Here is a 16,196-nt window from a genome sequence, read left to right on the forward strand (position 1 = left end):
CCAGGATCAAACTCTCCATTTGATTTGACTCTATTCTTCGCTGACTTTCGTCAGTCTTCTTTCCTTATCGGAATTTGACGTTCTTTTTCGTTGCTTAATTCCTGTTCAGTTTTCAAAGATCTCTCGCATCGGCTCTCGCCGTGCAATTCAAGAGATTATCACTTCTGCACGCCCCTGTCAATTACTTTCTGAGAAATTTCTTTCTCACTTATCCTTGCCCAGGCTCTCTCGCCGCGTGCTCAAAGAATATAGCATCCCTCTCTCCCTTTAGTCAATTAGTTTTTTTCATTTTTTCAATAAGTGATTGGGTGACCAATTGCTCAGGCTTTCCGGGTATATGAAAGGCCGGTTTCCCGGCCTCATGATTCATGATTAATTCTTCAGGCTGTTGATCGGGGATGGAATCTTTCCGCCGCGGCTGATCATCACTGCCGGGCTGACGGTTCTGACCGCCATCACCGGTCCGTATCCCATCAGGCCGCCGAACTCGAGCGAATCGCCTGCTTTCTTCCCGATTGCAGGGATGACGCGCACTGCAGTTGTCTTCGTATTGATCATGCCGATCGCAGCTTCATCCGCAATCATCGCGCTGATTGTCTCAGCTGGCGTATCTCCCGGAATGATGATCATATCCAGGCCCACCGAACATACCGCAGTCATCGCTTCCAGCTTTTCCACTGACAGGATGCCTTTTTCAGCTGCTTCGATCATGCCTGCATCTTCTGACACCGGAATGAACGCACCGCTTAAGCCTCCTACGGAAGAACTAGCCATGACGCCACCTTTCTTGACGGCATCATTGAGCATCGCCAGGCATGCAGTCGTGCCAGGTCCGCCAGTGCTCTCCAGCCCGATCTCTTCCAGGATGCGGGCAACTGAATCGCCGACAGCCGGCGTCGGGGCAAGGGAAAGATCTACGATGCCGAATGGCACATTCAGCCGTCTGGCTGCTTCGGTGCCGACGAGCTGACCCATGCGGGTAATCTTGAATGCGGTCTTCTTGATGACTTCGGCAATCTCATCCATCGTGCAGTCTTTTCCGGCTTTGCGGACGGCTTCGCGCACGACGCCAGGTCCGGATACGCCGACATTGATGACGCAATCCGGTTCTGAGATTCCATGGAACGCACCTGCCATGAATGGGTTATCTTCTACGGCATTGCAGAACACAACCAGCTTAGATGCGCCGAAGCAGTTATTGTCCTTGGTCCGTTCTGCACATTCCCGGATGATGGGGCCCATCATCTTCACAGCATCCATGTTGATGCCTGCTCTGGTAGAACCGACATTGACGCTGGAGCAGACGACGTCTGTTTCGCTTAGGGCTCTCGGAATGGAGCGGATCAGTTCTTCGTCTCCCTTCGTCATGCCTTTCTGAACCAGTGCAGAATAGCCACCGATGAAATTGACCCCGAGGTCTTTCGCTGCCTTGTCCAGGGTCTTTGCATAGAGGACCGGATCCCCGCCGCTGACGCTCTGCAGCAGGGCTATCGGGGTGACGGAAATCCGCTTGTTCACGATCGGAATGCCATATTCTCTGGAAATCTCTTCGGCCGTTTCTACTAAGTGCTCAGCTTTGGTGGTGATCTTCCGGTAGATCTTCTCGCAGGACTTCTCAATATCCGCATCCGCGCAGTCCAGCAGCGAAATGCCCATGGTTACCGTACGGATATCCAGACATTCCTCATCGATCATGTGAATGGTTTCCAGAATTTTCTCTTCTCTGATCTGCATCGTTTCTTTCCTCAGATGGTATGCATCGCATTGAAGATATCTTCATGCATGAGATGGATCTTCAGGCCCTGTTCTTCGCCAGCCTGCTCGATTTCTTCCGTGAGCCTTCCGAAGTTGGCTAAGTCTTCCGGAATATTCACGATCATGACCATTGTGAACATATCCTGCAGGATCTTCTGCGTGACGTCTTCGATATTGATATTGCGGTCTGCGCACTGATTTGCCACAAATGCAAGAATTCCCGGGCGATCCTTGCCCACTACTGAGATAACTGCCTTCATCGTTCCATCCTCCAGTCTGGTCAGTCTGCTTCCTTCTGCAGGTCATTCAGCGATACCCCGCAGTAATACAGCTCCATGATAAAGAAATTGCGCACGGTTTTCATCATCTCGACGACATCTTCATCACATCCGTCGGTATACACCCCGCTGCTGAAATCAATGCTGCAGGAACTGCCGAAACCGCCGGTATCCCCTTTCCAGTTGTAGACATACGAAGTGGAATAATTGCGATAGATGAACTGATCGTGCTCGAAATCAATCTCATACGATTCATTGTCATTGAATACGGTGTAATACATGCCATTGTCTTCGACTTCATATCCGAGCCTGGAAATCAGGCGTTTGCGGAAGGTCTCGGTGGCGGTGGATGCCGGTGCATCTGCTTCCAGATCAGCATCGGAAATTGCTTCGGTGTCGATATCGAGATAGCTCACATACGTATCCGGATTCTCTGTGATTTCTGAAGGGATTTCCACTGCGGTCTCATTGCGCATGGAATATTCCAGCGAGGTATCTGTCTTCAGGGCAACCGGGCTTCCTTGCACCGAAAAGGTGCACTGGAACTCTGAAGTGCGGCGAACCAGTTTTCCTTCGGAGTCATAGGTTTCTTCAATGACTCCGGAATTCATCTCCAGATTCTCGTACTGGCTGAGATTGTTCTGGTCATATTCGCTGAGATAGAGACTGAGAGCTGCTTCCGTGGTCAGCGTGATCGATCGGGTATGATCTGTGCCTTCTCCGGAATTCTCTTCCGAAGCGATCTCGTCATCGGAATAGGTTTTCTCTCCGATCGGCACGAGCAGCATCTTTTCGAGATTGCTGAGGGTGAGGTCTTCATAATAGTTCACGCTGTTATACGTGTTATAGAGACGGCCGCCGGTGTACCATCCTTCCATCTTCGATTCCAGTCCGTTGGCATTGATATTCAGAAGCAGATGGGCGTCCGGATTGTCGGAAACGCTGGCTGCTGCCAGCATGCCGTCGAGATCAAACGTCTGCATCGTTCCGTCTTCAAAATCAAATTCTTCTGATCTCTGCACGGATACGGTCCAGGAATCCGGAGACTCGACTATATCTGCTGATGGTTCCGGTGAAGAAGAAACGGATGAAGATGGAGAGGCAGAAGTAGGCGGTTCTGAACCCTGCGTGCATGCACATAAAGAAAGACATAGAACCGCAGGAAGAAGGCGCTTCATTCGGATACCTCCGGATAGAGAATCACCGGAACTGCGGCTTCATCATGCATCATGCCTGCATGGTTTCCGCGGAGGTCGGTTCCTTTTCCATAACATAGCTGCAATGGGGTAACCGCAAAGGCCAGATAGTCTCCTAAGAATGCTTCAAAGTGCTCGGATGGTCTGCCTGGTCCGAACATTGCCTGTGCTTCGGGATCGCTGCTTGGTTTCAGAATGAACTGATCGCCGAAGCGTTCATGGAAGAATTCCGGAAAGGCTGCTTTCTTCTCTTCTCTGATGAAAAAGGCCACGGTTCTTGCTTCAAGAGAAGGGGCTTTGCGGAAGAAGGAACATAGTTCTGCATCGTTCTTCATGTCATAACTCTGGACATCGATCTGGCCATGATCGGCAATAATCAGGAGACCAGTATCTTCCGGCGGCTTTTCTGCAAAGGCTCTGGTCGCTGCGTCGAGATCGTTCAGCATCTCCTTAGTTCCGGGGCTTGATGGCCCGTATGCATGCATATACGAATCCAGTTCGTCCCAGTAGCCATAGAGAAAACGCATCTCAAAGCCTGATGCTTTCTGAAGGAGATTGTTCAGCAGGTCTTCATAGTCTTTCGAAGGGTTATGGGGTGCCCAGGATGGCCATACGCTGTCAGCCTTGATGCCATGGCAATTGAGATCGTCATAGATCTTCCGGATCGGCAGATGACGTTCGGCAAAGTCATCCGGATATTCTGCCGTTCCGTACTCGCTGTGATGGCGGAAGAGGATGATCTGATCATCTTCGTCCGCAAAGTACTGATTCCATCCGAGCCAGCCGTTTTCCCTCGGACTTTTTCCAGTCAGAAAAGATGTTGTTGCGGCTGTGGTGGTCGGCGGATATACCGTGGAAACCGAATCAGAGAGAAAGGTGCGGAAAAAAGAGGTCTCTTTCAGTTTCGGTTTCAGGATCTCGGTTCCCATGCCGTCGATGAGCAGCGCGATGATAGTGCGGAAGTGATGCTGGTTCAGCCATGCATCAACGGATCTGTTTCCATCATATTCTGATGGCAGGCCATACCAGCGGTGCAGGCTGGCGCTGACGTTCAGAAGATTATGTTCATAATCCCATTTCATTTCGCTGCTCCTTTCTTCCTCCTGATGCTTCTGGCGATCTGATATGCAGCGTCGCAGAAGACGAATACATACAGGGTCAGGCGCGAGAGCCTGATCATGTTCTTCCGGAGAGAAGTTCCTTCATAGGAAAGGACAATCGTGCTTTCACTGTCAAGACCGTCGGGAAGTTCGAAGACGACCTCGCCGGTATCCGGATCGGCACTGGTCTCCGTGGTCTGGTACAGAATGGTATCTCCTTTTATCACCGTGACGGTGAATCCGTCATACCATGTCTTCGGGAAGCGGTAAGTACCGCCGCCGTCATAGTGCCAGGCAAGAGAATTATAGGTTTCATCGAATACGCTATCGGTCATATCGCCATGGACGATCGTGCGCTTGTCTTCAGAATAGACGATGGATTTGTCAGAAGGAAGATAGTCCGGCGTGGAGAGCTCCATGATGGAATACCATGCATTATCCACGTTGTAGGCAAAGGCATCATTGGTCTTCAGCTGATCCGGAGTCGTGGCATCGGTGAACGAACCACCGTAGCTGTACTGCGAATTGACCTGCAGCAGCATCAGTATGACTGCAGCACCAGTGATGCTGAGACGGATATTTCTGGCATCTGCTGCCGGGAAGGGATACCAGGCAAAGCCATAGCCGGAGGCCAGGGCGAGGAATGGGGCACTGATCGTGAAGAAGCGGTGTGGAAACTGCATGAAGCTCATGAACGGGAACAGGACCCATGGGAAATACTTCAGTGTCATGGCTAACATGACGTAACCGGAAATTGCGATGATCCGGATATAGCGGGATCCTTTCCGTTTCGGCGTGAAGAAGACCAATACAGGCATCAAGAGGAGGCAAATGCCGCAGGTTGCGTTTAAATGATCATGGTCAAACGGAATCAGCGTCAGAAGCCCCGTAAGCGTGTTTCCAAGGCTCTGCAATGACTCGCCCTGGTTGAAGTACGTGCTGATGCGGTAAAGGCCTGTATTGAGCTGCTGCAGCATCGGCAGCGAGAACCATGCAGTAAGCAGGAAGCCAAGGATTCCGGCACATAGAATCTTCACGAGAATCTTCGGATGGCGGATCAGCCTTCTGATATGCAGCAGACAGAAGATCACGAAATAGATCAAGGTCAGGAAGAAGGAGATGTTATGAGACAGCAGCAGTCCGGCAAATCCGAATGCGAGTCTCAGCCATCCTTTCTGACCGCGATAGAAGAGCGTATACGAGGCCTGAAGGACGAGAGGGATAAAGATACCAGCCAGGGCTTCGCCGACGGCTCCGCGGTTGTATAAATCGCTCCAGCAGTAGGTGCAGAAGAGATACAGAGCTGCGGTCAGCACATAAGAAAGCCGGTTCTTCCTGATCACGGTCTCTGCACAGCCGTACATTGTCCAGGCACTTGCAAAGAAGATCAGATAGCAGAACAGACGATAGGCATCCATCATGGACACGCCGTTCATACGGAACCATGCGGGAATGGATAAGAAGAAACTGGAATAGAAAAGCGGGGAGCCATAGCCCCACCCGTAATTCTGTTCCCAGAAAATTCCGGGAAAATAGTCATGATTGGAAAAAGCAGTATAAAGCGCTTCGATCCGGTTGAGATGGAAGGCGGTATCGCTGCCCATCACGATCGAGCCGTTGAGAAACGGAAGCCAGGCCGCAAAGGCCAGGATGGCTGCTGCCAGAAACCGGAAGAGAAATGCTTTTGCTTTTCTGCTTCTATCCGGGTTTCCGGATAAAAAAATAAAGCCTGTTTTCACAGGCTTTATTGTACTAGATCAGTTCGATGATTGCCATCTCTGCAGCATCGCCGCGGCGAACGCCGGTCTTTGTGACCTTGGTGTATCCGCCCTTGCGGTCAGCGTACTTCGGAGCAACTTCATCAAACAGCTTCTTCAGAACAGTCTCTTTCTCAGTCTTGTCAGTATAGACATCACGGAGATAAGCAGCTGCCTGTCTGCGAGCTGCAAGATCGCCCTTCTTGCCGAGTGTGATCAGCTCATCGACAACAGAACGCATATCCATTGCCTTGGAGTAAGTTGTCTCAACTCTGCCATAGAGGATGACCGAAGTAGCGAGATTGCGCATCATCGCCTTGCGGTGATCGGCTGTTCTGCCGAATTTACGATTCCACATGTTGATTTCCTCCTGATTAATCGAAGGACTTGAAGCCCAGACCGAGTTCGGTGAGCTTGTCCTTAACCTCTTTTAAAGACTTCTTTCCGAGGTTGCGGACTCTCATCATCTCATCCTCGGTCTTCTGTGTCAGCTCATCCACGGTCTGAATGCCAGCCCGCTTCAGGCAGTTATAGGAACGGACAGAGAGATCGAGATCTTCGATCATCATCTGCTGTCCCTTATTCGGAGCTTCTGCGCCGCCTTCCTTGATGACGTTGTCCATAGCCAGGACTTCATCATTGATGCCGGCGACGATATCCAGGTGGTCAATCAGAATCTTCGCAGCCAGGGCAAGTGCCTTCTGCGGATTGATGGAGCCATCTGTCGTGATCTCCATTGTCAGTTCATCATACTTGGTGTCCTGACCGACACGGGTCGGTTCTACATCATATGCAACTTTCTCAATCGGAGTATAGATGGAATCGGTGAATACGGTTCCGATTCCCTGAGAGCTTCCCTGATTCAGCTGCTTGTTCAGATCGCTGCCGACATAGCCGCGGCCGTTCTTGGCCTTCAGCTCCATCTCGAGGGTAGCGCCCTTTTCGAGGTGGGCAATCGGCAGATCCTTGTTCAGGATCTCGACCTGGGCCGGGCAGATGATGTCACCAGCGGTGACTGTGCACGGACCCTTTGCAGAAATCTGCAGGGAATAAACTTCATCATCTTCGATCTTCATGATCAGCTGCTTGATCTGCAGGATGATCATGGATACATCTTCGCGGACACCCGGGATTGTAGTGAACTCGTGGTACACTCCATCTACCTTGATAGAAAATACCGCAGCTCCCGGAAGGGAGGACAGCAGGACTCTGCGCAGTGCATTACCGATCGTGGTGCCAAATCCTCTCTCAAGCGGAGAAAGGACGAACTTCCCATAGTTTTCAGATTCAACGTATTCCTTAACTTCAAAATCGGCGCGTTCGAACTTTTGCATGCAACAATCCTCCTGTTCTATAGATTAACCACGCGGCCTCTTCGGCGGGCGGCATCCGTTATGCGGGATCGGAGTCACATCATTGATTGCAGTGATCGTCAGTCCGGCAGTAGCCAGGGAACGAACTGCAGCTTCACGTCCGGGACCCGGACCTTTGACATTGACTTCAACAGTCTTCATGCCCTGCATAACAGCTGCCTTGGCAGCTGCCTCGCCGCACAGCTGTGCGACATACGGGGTAGACTTTCTGGATCCTTTGTAACCCAGTGCTCCGGCAGAGCTCCAGGAGATGACATTGCCCTGTTCGTBTGCAATCGTGACAATGGTGTTATTGAATGTGGAATGGATGTGTGCAACACCCTTAGCCACATTTCTTCTGTTCTTCTTCTTACGAACAGCTGCGCTCTTAGCAGCGGTCTTCTTTGTGTTTGCCATTTTACGACCTCCTGATTACTTCTTCTTGTTCGCAACCGTACGTCTCGGTCCCTTACGGGTACGAGCATTGGTACGCGTACGCTGACCGCGAACCGGTAAGCCTCTTCTGTGGCGCATGCCTCTGTAGCAGCCGATTTCCATCAGACGCTTGATATTGAGAGCGCGCTCACGGCGAAGGTCGCCTTCGGTCTTGATCGCATCAATCTGCTGACGGATCGCAGTCTCCTGCGCATCAGTCAGATCCTTGGTACGGATGTCGCCGCTGACACCAGCTGCTGCGAGAATCTTCTTCGCAGTGGTCGGGCCGATGCCGTAGATATAGGTCAGGGCTACTTCGACTCTCTTGTTAGCCGGAATATCCACACCTGCAAAACGTGCCATATGTGTTCTTCTCCTCCTGAATTAACCCTGACGCTGTTTATGCTTCGGGTTCTCGCAGATGACCATTACAACGCCCTTGCGCTTGATCACTCTGCACTTGTCGCAGATCGGTTTTACGGATGGTCTTACTTTCATGATTGTGCCTCCTGGACTACTTGTGTCTGTAGGTAATACGCCCACGTGTTAAGTCGTAAGGTGAAATCTCCACGGTGACCCGATCTCCCGGTAAAATGCGAATGTAGTTCATACGGATTTTACCAGCAACGTGGGCACGGATCTCCATGCCATTCTGGAGTTTCACTTTAAAATTGGCATTAGGTAGTGTCTCTTCAACAATGCCGTCCATTTCAATGACGTCCTGTTTTCCCATTGATTCTCTCTTTCTTCATAAAACCAGCGCCGATGCGGGTCACTTTATATGTTACCCGCATCACTGCTGATTATGCAACCTTTCCTAAAGCCTTTCGGATCTGTGCAAAGGTAGTATCCCGTTCCCCGGAAGCGTCGATCACCGTCACGAGACCGCGGTCTGCATAATACTGAATCACCGGCTTCGTGCTGCTCTCATACTCTTCCATGCGTACGTTCAGCTGTTCAATGGTATCATCCTTGCGCTGAACAAGCGCGCTGCCGCACACGTCACAGATGCCTTCTCTGACAGGCGGGTGGTTCGGAATGTGATAGATTGCCCCGCACTTCGGACAGATCCTTCTGCCCGTAATGCGCTCCTTGAGGATTTCATAATCGACCTGGAGTGCGAGAACTGCCTGAACCGGGCGGCCGATCCGGGAAGAAATCTCATCGAAGGTCTGCGCCTGCACAAGTGTGCGGGGGAAGCCATCAAGCAGATATCCCTTCTCGCAGTCTGGTTCCTGCAGCCGTTTCTCAACCATGGCATTGATCACTTCATCCGGAACAAGATGACCGGCCTCCATATAGGATCTGGCCTTCTCACCAAGTTCCGTATGGCTGCGCACGTTCTCACGGAGCATATCTCCCGTGGAAATGTGCGTAATGTCGTATTCCTTGAGAATCAGGTCGGACATCGTGCCCTTGCCTGCTCCCGCCGGTCCCATGATCAGAATGTTCATCTCATTGCCTTTCCCGGATTACTTGAGGAATCCGTGGTACTGCTTCTGAGTAAGCTGTCCCTTCAGCTGTGCCATGGTTTCCATGGCAACACCGACAACGATGATGATTCCAGTTCCGCCGACGGATACGCTGGTAGGCAGCGATGTGAACATCGGCAGCAGATACGGAATCACTGCGATCACAGTCAGGGCTGCAGCACCCAGAACCGTGATGCGGTTGAGAACTTTGTGGAGATACGTACGTGTCTCGGAACCCGGCCGGATGCCCGGAATATAAGCACCGGACTTGCCGAGGTTCTCTGCTACTTTATCCGGATCTACCTGCAGGTCTGTATAGAAGAACGTGAACAGGAAGGTCAGCACTGCATAGATGATCAGTCCTACCGGCTTCTGCAGACTCAGGAAATTGCTGAGTGCTGTGTACTTTTCCGTATCAATGAAGCTGAGGATGATCTGCGGTGCGGTCATGATCGAAGATGCGAAGATGACCGGGATGACAGAAGCAGAATTGATCTTGAAGGGCAGGTAGGTAATGTCCCCTGCTCCTCTCACATTCGAGCTGGAAGTATACTGGATCGGAATCTTGCGGACCGCCAGTTCCATGATGACAACACCGACGATGATCGCAAAATACAGAACACAGTAGAGTACGAACTGAAGCACGCCGGAGAAGACTGCTCCCTGCTGAGAGCCGCTTACCAGAATACTCCAGACTTCCGCGAAGCTGGCCGGCATATTGGAGACGATACCTGCGAAGATGATGATCGAGATACCATTTCCGATACCGAACATGCTGATACGATCGCCGATCCAGACGAGGAACTGCGTTCCTGCGGTCAGGATGGTTGCCGTATACAGATACTGAGACATTGCGGAATTCGTCAGAATTCCATACTGCTTATCGAACCCGTAAACCATGGAGTAGGCCTGAACGAAAGCCAGGACTACTGCCAGATAGCGGGTGATCTTATCCATCTGGATTCTTCCGGTTTCACCGGACTTTGCCATTTCGGTAAGAGCCGGAATGACATCCATGGAAAGCAGCTGGATGATAATGCTTGCGGTAATATACGGAGTAACGCCGAGTGCGAATACGGACATCCTCTCGAAGGCGCCGCCTCCGAGAAGATTCATCATATTCAGGATCGAGTTGTCCGCAATGGAAGATGACAGCGCAGCGCTGTCGACTCCTGGTACCGGGATTGCCGAACCGATGCGATAGATCAGCAGCATTGCCAGAGTAAAGAAGATCTTCTTGCGGATTTCCTTATTCCGGAACAAGCTGGCGAACGTATGCATCATCTCAGAGTACCTCGGCTGTTCCGCCTGCTTCTTCGATAGCTTTCAGAGCTGTCTTGGAGAATTTTGCTGCCTTGACCGTCAGCCTCTTCTCAAGCTTGCCCTGACCGAGGACCTTAACCCCGTCAAGCTTCTTGCCGACCAGTCCTGCAGCCTTCAGTGCATCGTAGTCGACCGTAACGCCTTCGTCGAACTTGTTGAGATCCTCAACATTGACGATTGCGTACTCCTTGCGGGTGTAATTCGTGAAGCCGCGCTTCGGGAATCTCTTGAAGGCAGGGGTCTGGCCGCCTTCAAATCCGATTGCGACGCCTCCGCCGCTTCTGGAGTTCTGACCCTTCTGTCCTTTGCCGGAAGTCTTGCCGGTGCCGGATCCGAGGCCGCGTCCGATTCTCTTTGAAACGAAACGGGCTCCTTCAGATGCTTTCATTTCATTCAGTTTCATCTAGAGTCCCTCCTCAGCGAATCTCGCTGATCTTCTTGCCGCGCAGCTTTGCAACTTCTTCAACCGTGCGCATGCTGCGGAGTGCATCCAGGGTAGCATACACAACGTTGACGCTGGTACGGCTTCCGATAACCTTTGATACGACATCAGAGACACCAGCCAGCTCCAGAATGGAACGGACAGCGCCGCCTGCGATGACTCCGGTTCCAGGAGCAGCCGGCTTCAGCACAACACTGGTTGCACCATGCTTGCCAAGCGCATCAGACGGAACTGTGCGGTTGTTATCTGTAAGCTGTACACGGAACACATTCTTGTTAGCAGCTTCTGTTGCCTTCTTGATTGCATCCGGAACTTCTGCAGCCTTGCCCATGCCGAATCCTACTCTGCCTTTATGATCGCCGATGACGACCAGTGCAGCGAAACGCATTCTGCGTCCGCCTTTCACGGTTTTGCTGACACGGTTGATGGAGACTACAACATCATCGAACTCTTTCGGTTCGCGAGGTCTTCTGAACGGTTTCTTTCCTTCGTTTGCCATCTCTGTATTCTCCTTTCCCCTCAGAACTTGAGCCCTGCTTCACGAGCACCGTCAGCCAGTGCCTGGACTCTTCCGTGATAGACATACCCGCCGCGGTCAAAGCGTACGGATTCGATGTTTGCTTCCTTGCACTTCTTCGCAATGTCTTCGCCAACCTTGCGGGCAGCTTCGACGTTGCTGCCGTTCTCAAGCTTCAGCAGAAGGCTGCTGGATGCAGCCAGCGTACGGCCGGTCGTATCATCGATGACCTGCGCATAGATCTGCTTGTTGGAACGGTATACATTCAGTCTCGGGCAGTCGGGAGTTCCGCTGACCACTCTCCGTACACGTGCATGTCTGCGGAGACGTTCTTCATTCTTCTTTGTCTTCTTCAGCATATTACTCTCTCCTTCCCATTACTTCTTGGCAGCAGCAGTCTTGCCTTCCTTACGGCGGACATGCTCATCCTTATAGCGGATTCCCTTTCCTCCATAAGGCTCCGGCTTCTTGTGCGCTCTGACTTCAGAAGCGAACTGGCCGACTCTCTGCTTATCAATACCATTGATGACGATCGTGTTCGCATCCGGGCATGTTACGGTGAGATCAGACGGGACCGTCATCTCAACCGGATGAGAGAATCCCAGTCCCATCGTGAGCTTGTTTCCGGACAGGGATGCACGATAGCCGATACCCACAATCTGGAGGGTCTTCGTATAGCTCTGGTGTACACCTTCAATCATTGTTGCGATCAGAGCTCTGGTTGTTCCATGAAGCTGCTTGGTGGTCTTTTCTTCGTTAGGACGTTTTACTGTGACAGTGCCGTCCTTAGCTTCAATGGTCATCAACGGAGAGAATGTTCTCGTCAATGTGCCCTTCGGACCCTTAACCGTCACCTCATTCCCTTCAGCGACAGTAACTTCGACGCCTTCAGGAATGGTAATCGCTTTATTACCGATACGTGACATTTCTTTTTCCTTTCTCTAATTACCAGACGTAGGCAATGACTTCGCCGCCTGCGTGCTTTTTACGTGCTTCCTTGTCGGTCATCATGCCTTCGCTTGTGGAGATGATAGCGATTCCCAGTCCATTGAGGACAGTCGGGACATTCTCCTGCTTTGCATAGACACGCAGACCCGGCTTGGAGATACGCTTAATGCCGGTGATGACGCTCTTCTTGTCATCTGTGTACTTCAGAGTGACGGTAAGCTTCTTATCAATGCCTTCGCCGCTGACTTCATACTTAGCGATGTAGCCTTCCTCTTTGAGGATGCGGGTAATCTCCAGCTTGACTTTGGAGACCGGAGCAACATCGACTGTGTCCAGGTGAGCACCGACGCCATTGCGGATTCTCGTGAGCATGTCGGCGATTGGATCTGTCATATTCATCTTAGTGTTCCTCCTCTCCTGATTACCAGCTTGCCTTCTTCACACCCGGGATCTGGCCCTTGTAAGCCAGCTCGCGGAAGCAGATACGGCAGACGCCATACTTTCTCAGCACGGAGTGCGGACGGCCGCATCTCTGGCACCGTGTGTATTCTCTGGTGGAATACTTAGCAGGACGGCTCTGCTTTACCTTTAAACTTGTCTTTGCCATAGGTTTCAGGCCTCCTTCTTCGCAAACGGCATGCCGAGCTGAGCGAGCAGTTCATATGCCTCTTTATTGGTCTTTGCTGTGGTCACGATGACGACATCCATGCCGCGCACCTTGCTGACCTTATCAAAGTTGATTTCCGGGAAAATCAGCTGTTCCTTGACGCCGAGCGTATAGTTGCCGCGGCCGTCGAATGCTGTCGTGCTGACGCCGTGGAAGTCACGGACACGCGGCAGCGAGATGTTGAACAGCTTGTCCAGGAAGTCATACATGCGTTCGCCGCGGAGCGTAACCTTGGTTCCGATTGCCATGCCTTCACGGAGCTTGAAGTTTGCAATGGACTTCTTAGCCTTCGTGATGACCGGCTTCTGGCCGGAGATCTGCGTCAGTTCGCTGACTGCTTCTTCCAGAGCCTTCGGATTCGTGATTGCGTCGCCGACGCCGAGGTTGATGACAACCTTTTCGAGTTTCGGACATTCCATGACGGAAGTGTATCCGAATTCCTTCATCAGGGAAGGCTTTACAGTTTCCTTGTATTTCTGCTCAAGACGGTTCATTACTTCTTCTTGCCCTCCTTGATTTCCTTGCCGGTCTTCTTGTTCACGCGGACCTTGGTTCCGTCCTCATTGACCTTGTATCCGATGCGGCAGGTTTCCTTTGCCTTCTCATCATAATACATGACATTGGATACATCGATCGGAGCTTCGTGCTCGACGATCTGTCCTTCCGGATTAGCCTGCGTAGGCTTCACGGACTTCTTGATCATGTTGACGCCTTCGACGATGATCTTTCCCTTGGCCGGGGAAACTGCCTTGACTTCGCCGATGGTTCCCTTGTAGCGGCCAGTGATTACTTTGACCTTATCGCCTGTTTTGATTTTCATCAGACTGACCTCCTTACAGTACTTCCGGTGCCAGGGAAACAATCTTCATGTATCCCTTGTCACGGAGTTCTCTTGCGACCGGGCCGAAGATACGGGTTCCGGCCGGAGTGTTGTCATCCTTGATGATGACTGCAGCATTCTCATCGAACTTGATGTAGCTGCCATTAGCACGGCTGATTCCGTAGACAGTGCGGACGATGACCGCCTTGACTACCTGACCCTGCTTGACAGAGCCGTTCGGAATCGCAGACTTCACGGAGCACACGACAACATCACCGATGTTGGCGCTCTTGCGTGTGGATCCTCCCATGCAGTGGATCACGAGGAGTTCCTTAGCACCGGTATTGTCAGCGACCTTCAATCTTGTTTCATTCTGGATCATTGCTTTCTCCTCCTAGTGCTTAAAGAACAACTGCTTTCTCAACGACGCGGACCAGACGGAAATGCTTATCCTTGGACAGCGGGCGGGTCTCCATGACTTCGACGATATCGCCTACATGTGCTTCATTGTTCTCGTCATGAGCCTTGAACTTCTTGGAATACTTGACGTGTCTTCCGTAAAGCGGATGGCTCTTGGTGGTATCGATCTCAACAACAATCGTCTTATCCATCTTGTCGGACACGACGGTGCCGCGGATTACCTTACGGTTATTTCTCTCTTCCATCATTCATGTCCTCCTTACTGCGCATCCTTTGCGTTTGCACGCTCGGTCTGAACAGTCTTGATCCGGGCGATTGTCTTCTTGATATCCTTCATTCTGGAAGGATTCTCAAGGCTTCCGGTAGCCTGAGCGAAACGCAGGCTGTAGAGTTCCTCAGACAGGGAGCTGATCTCCTTGGTGAGTTCCTCATTGCTCATATCTCTGATTTCCTTAACGTTCATGGCTTACTTTACCTCGCCTTTCTTTGCAAAGCGGGTTTTGACGCCGAGCTTGTTAGCGCCAAGTCTCAGAGCCTCACGCGCGGTAGCTTCATCGACGCCGCCGATCTCGAAGAGAACACGGCCTTTCTGAACAACTGCTACCCAGTGATCCGGAGCACCTTTACCAGAACCCATTCGTACTTCGAGCGGCTTCTTTGTCTTAGCAAGCTGCGGGAATACTTTGATCCAGACTTTGCCGCCACGATCCATATAACGTGTCATGGCTACACGCGCAGCTTCCAGCTGGTTGCTGCTGACATAAGCACCTTCCATCGCAACAAGTCCGTATTCACCGAACGTGATGTCACGGCCGGCCTTGGACTTGCCTTCATAGCTGAGACGGTGAGGTCTTCTGTACTTTACTCGATTCGGCATCAACATAATCAGTTCTTACCTCCCTGTGCTGCTTCAGGAGCTGCTGCCTTGCCGGCATCTGCCGGTTTTGCTGCAGGTGCAGTTCCGTTCGCAGGACGGCGGCCGCTGAAGCGTCTGTCATTGCGTCCGCGGCCATTGCGGCGTCCGTCTCTTGCCGGACGTTCCGGAGCCTTCGGTTCTTCAACCATCTTTCCAGGAAGAACTTCACCGCGGCAGATCCAGACTTTCACGCCCAGCTTGCCATAAGTGGTATGTGCTTCCTCGCATGCGTAGTCGATATCGCTGCGCAGGGTATGCAGCGGAACGACACCCTGGGAATAGCCTTCCTTGCGGGCAATTTCTGCACCGCCCAGACGGCCGGTAGCCAGAGTCTTGATTCCCTTTGCACCAGAACGCATCGTCTGCTGAATTGCCTTCTTCTGGGCAATCCGGAAGGACTGACGTGCTTCCAGCTGTTCGCAGATCTTGCGGGCAACCAGATGAGCATCCAGATCCGGATTGGCAACCTGCACGAAGTCAATCTTGACTGCCTTGCCGCCCGTCAGCTTGACGAGCTGCCGCTTCAGTGCGTCTGCCTTGTCCTTGCCATCAGCATCCTTGCCGACTGCTGCACCAGGTCTTGCGCAGCGAACGATGATGTGGCAGTCCTTCTTGGAAGTACGCTCAATCTCGATGCGGGAAACATATGCATCCTTGAGGGTCTTCTCGAGGAACTTACGGATCTTGACGTCTTCGTTCAGAAGATTCGCGTAGTCTGCTTTATCAGCGTACCATCTGGACTCCCAGTCGCGGATGACGCCGACGCGCATTCCGATCGGACTTACTTTCTGTCCCATA

Annotated in this window: 26 protein-coding genes; all 26 read right to left on the bottom strand. The window is 51.9% G+C overall.

Annotation, left to right across the window (positions count from 1 at the left end):
* Window positions 1–372: 372 nt before the first annotated feature.
* The 26 genes from FYJ51_RS06115 to rpsC all read right to left on the bottom strand — a co-directional run bounded on the left by FYJ51_RS06115 (window position 373) and on the right by rpsC (window position 16,195).
* Window positions 373–1,734 (bottom strand): PFL family protein, encoded by a 1,362-nt coding sequence (locus tag FYJ51_RS06115; RefSeq protein ID WP_154504269.1) that lies wholly within the window; start codon window positions 1,732–1,734, stop codon window positions 373–375.
* Between the two features lie 11 nt (window positions 1,735–1,745).
* A complete protein-coding gene (locus FYJ51_RS06120; RefSeq protein WP_105302322.1) occupies window positions 1,746–2,015 on the bottom strand; it encodes an ACT domain-containing protein in 270 nt (89 codons plus the stop codon).
* Between the two features lie 20 nt (window positions 2,016–2,035).
* Window positions 2,036–3,211, bottom strand: coding sequence for a hypothetical protein (locus FYJ51_RS06125; RefSeq protein WP_154504271.1), 1,176 nt, complete (start codon window positions 3,209–3,211; stop codon window positions 2,036–2,038).
* Entirely contained in the window at window positions 3,208–4,311 is a 1,104-nt protein-coding gene (locus FYJ51_RS06130; RefSeq protein WP_154504273.1) for an alkaline phosphatase family protein, read from the bottom strand. The genes FYJ51_RS06125 and FYJ51_RS06130 overlap by 4 nt, the downstream gene beginning before the upstream one ends.
* Window positions 4,308–6,068, bottom strand: a complete 1,761-nt coding sequence (locus FYJ51_RS06135; RefSeq protein ID WP_154504275.1) for a glycosyltransferase family protein — start codon at window positions 6,066–6,068, stop codon at window positions 4,308–4,310. Before FYJ51_RS06135 ends, FYJ51_RS06130 begins: the two co-directional genes overlap by 4 nt.
* Before the next feature lie 13 nt (window positions 6,069–6,081).
* A complete protein-coding gene (gene rplQ, locus FYJ51_RS06140) occupies window positions 6,082–6,444 on the bottom strand; it encodes a 50S ribosomal protein L17 (protein ID WP_105302326.1) in 363 nt (120 codons plus the stop codon).
* 16 nt (window positions 6,445–6,460) lie between these two features.
* Window positions 6,461–7,420, bottom strand: coding sequence for a DNA-directed RNA polymerase subunit alpha (locus FYJ51_RS06145; protein ID WP_105302327.1), 960 nt, complete (start codon window positions 7,418–7,420; stop codon window positions 6,461–6,463).
* Between the two features lie 24 nt (window positions 7,421–7,444).
* Window positions 7,445–7,855, bottom strand: a complete 411-nt coding sequence (rpsK, locus tag FYJ51_RS06150; RefSeq protein ID WP_154504277.1) for a 30S ribosomal protein S11 — start codon at window positions 7,853–7,855, stop codon at window positions 7,445–7,447.
* Between the two features lie 15 nt (window positions 7,856–7,870).
* Complete coding sequence (rpsM, locus tag FYJ51_RS06155) at window positions 7,871–8,236, bottom strand: 30S ribosomal protein S13 (RefSeq protein WP_105302329.1); 366 nt, start codon at window positions 8,234–8,236, stop codon at window positions 7,871–7,873.
* Window positions 8,237–8,257: 21 nt separating this feature from the next.
* Window positions 8,258–8,371, bottom strand: a complete 114-nt coding sequence (gene rpmJ, locus FYJ51_RS06160) for a 50S ribosomal protein L36 (protein ID WP_006525027.1) — start codon at window positions 8,369–8,371, stop codon at window positions 8,258–8,260.
* A 16-nt stretch (window positions 8,372–8,387) separates the two neighbouring features.
* Window positions 8,388–8,606, bottom strand: coding sequence for a translation initiation factor IF-1 (infA, locus tag FYJ51_RS06165; protein WP_105302330.1), 219 nt, complete (start codon window positions 8,604–8,606; stop codon window positions 8,388–8,390).
* Between the two features lie 70 nt (window positions 8,607–8,676).
* On the bottom strand, window positions 8,677–9,327 hold the full coding sequence (locus FYJ51_RS06170; RefSeq protein ID WP_154504279.1) for an adenylate kinase: 651 nt from the start codon (window positions 9,325–9,327) through the stop codon (window positions 8,677–8,679).
* A gap of 18 nt (window positions 9,328–9,345) precedes the next feature.
* Window positions 9,346–10,629, bottom strand: a complete 1,284-nt coding sequence (secY, locus tag FYJ51_RS06175) for a preprotein translocase subunit SecY (protein WP_105302332.1) — start codon at window positions 10,627–10,629, stop codon at window positions 9,346–9,348.
* Window position 10,630: 1 nt separating this feature from the next.
* A complete protein-coding gene (gene rplO / locus FYJ51_RS06180; protein ID WP_154504281.1) occupies window positions 10,631–11,071 on the bottom strand; it encodes a 50S ribosomal protein L15 in 441 nt (146 codons plus the stop codon).
* 13 nt (window positions 11,072–11,084) lie between these two features.
* Complete coding sequence (rpsE, locus tag FYJ51_RS06185) at window positions 11,085–11,609, bottom strand: 30S ribosomal protein S5 (RefSeq protein WP_105302334.1); 525 nt, start codon at window positions 11,607–11,609, stop codon at window positions 11,085–11,087.
* Window positions 11,610–11,629: 20 nt separating this feature from the next.
* Window positions 11,630–11,986, bottom strand: a complete 357-nt coding sequence (gene rplR / locus FYJ51_RS06190) for a 50S ribosomal protein L18 (RefSeq protein WP_105302335.1) — start codon at window positions 11,984–11,986, stop codon at window positions 11,630–11,632.
* Between the two features lie 18 nt (window positions 11,987–12,004).
* A complete protein-coding gene (gene rplF, locus FYJ51_RS06195) occupies window positions 12,005–12,553 on the bottom strand; it encodes a 50S ribosomal protein L6 (protein ID WP_105302336.1) in 549 nt (182 codons plus the stop codon).
* A 19-nt stretch (window positions 12,554–12,572) separates the two neighbouring features.
* A complete protein-coding gene (gene rpsH / locus FYJ51_RS06200; protein ID WP_154504283.1) occupies window positions 12,573–12,974 on the bottom strand; it encodes a 30S ribosomal protein S8 in 402 nt (133 codons plus the stop codon).
* A 22-nt stretch (window positions 12,975–12,996) separates the two neighbouring features.
* Window positions 12,997–13,182, bottom strand: coding sequence for a type Z 30S ribosomal protein S14 (locus tag FYJ51_RS06205; RefSeq protein WP_105302338.1), 186 nt, complete (start codon window positions 13,180–13,182; stop codon window positions 12,997–12,999).
* A 5-nt stretch (window positions 13,183–13,187) separates the two neighbouring features.
* Window positions 13,188–13,736 carry a 50S ribosomal protein L5 gene (rplE, locus tag FYJ51_RS06210; protein ID WP_105302339.1) on the bottom strand — a complete coding sequence of 183 codons (549 nt, stop codon included), beginning with the start codon at window positions 13,734–13,736 and terminating at the stop codon, window positions 13,188–13,190.
* A complete protein-coding gene (gene rplX / locus FYJ51_RS06215) occupies window positions 13,736–14,062 on the bottom strand; it encodes a 50S ribosomal protein L24 (RefSeq protein ID WP_105302340.1) in 327 nt (108 codons plus the stop codon). Before rplX ends, rplE begins: the two co-directional genes overlap by 1 nt.
* A gap of 13 nt (window positions 14,063–14,075) precedes the next feature.
* Window positions 14,076–14,444, bottom strand: coding sequence for a 50S ribosomal protein L14 (gene rplN, locus FYJ51_RS06220; RefSeq protein WP_105302341.1), 369 nt, complete (start codon window positions 14,442–14,444; stop codon window positions 14,076–14,078).
* Window positions 14,445–14,463: 19 nt separating this feature from the next.
* Window positions 14,464–14,727 carry a 30S ribosomal protein S17 gene (gene rpsQ, locus FYJ51_RS06225; RefSeq protein WP_204378551.1) on the bottom strand — a complete coding sequence of 88 codons (264 nt, stop codon included), beginning with the start codon at window positions 14,725–14,727 and terminating at the stop codon, window positions 14,464–14,466.
* A gap of 14 nt (window positions 14,728–14,741) precedes the next feature.
* A complete protein-coding gene (rpmC, locus tag FYJ51_RS06230; RefSeq protein WP_105302343.1) occupies window positions 14,742–14,945 on the bottom strand; it encodes a 50S ribosomal protein L29 in 204 nt (67 codons plus the stop codon).
* Between the two features lie 3 nt (window positions 14,946–14,948).
* The gene (gene rplP / locus FYJ51_RS06235) at window positions 14,949–15,365 is read right to left on the bottom strand and encodes a 50S ribosomal protein L16 (protein ID WP_105302344.1); all 417 of its coding nucleotides are present in this window, start codon (window positions 15,363–15,365) and stop codon (window positions 14,949–14,951) included.
* 2 nt (window positions 15,366–15,367) lie between these two features.
* Entirely contained in the window at window positions 15,368–16,195 is an 828-nt protein-coding gene (gene rpsC / locus FYJ51_RS06240) for a 30S ribosomal protein S3 (RefSeq protein ID WP_154504285.1), read from the bottom strand.
* Window position 16,196 lies beyond the last annotated feature (1 nt).

Source organism: Stecheria intestinalis (assembly GCF_009696165.1).
In the GTDB taxonomy this organism is placed as follows: Bacteria; Bacillota_I; Bacilli_A; order Erysipelotrichales; family Erysipelotrichaceae; genus Bulleidia; species Bulleidia intestinalis.